Below are 347 nucleotides of genomic sequence, written 5' to 3' on the forward strand. Positions count from 1 at the left end.
CAAGTATCTGAATTACGCCCCCCTAAAAAACCAACTGATATGGGGAAGTATTACCGAAAAGTGGAAATCAATTATGACAACCTGTTAGGAGAAAAAGATGAGGTTGGCGCTGATGGCCGTTATTACGGGTTATTATTAATGGGAAGTATGACGGATACGGATGATAGTTCTTATTCTTGGCAAGCATTAACCTTCTTTGCGATTGGAGCGATAATGCAAGTCCTTGGGTTATTTAAAGCTAAAAGTTTACAACACCTATTAGACTCATTTCTTTTTGACCCTTTGTTTATCCTGGGGCAAGTTTTATTATTAATAATTGCTTTTATTTACCACCGTAAAGCAAAAAT

General features: G+C 36.6%; 1 pseudogene. It reads left to right on the forward strand.

Going from position 1 to position 347, the window contains the following annotated elements:
• Positions 1-347: pseudogene (locus tag H5186_RS23250) on the forward strand (hypothetical protein); the annotation flags it as partial.

Origin of the sequence: Pseudoalteromonas sp. SG41-2 (assembly GCF_014164535.1) — a bacterium.
Lineage (GTDB): Bacteria > Pseudomonadota > Gammaproteobacteria > Enterobacterales > Alteromonadaceae > Pseudoalteromonas > Pseudoalteromonas rhizosphaerae.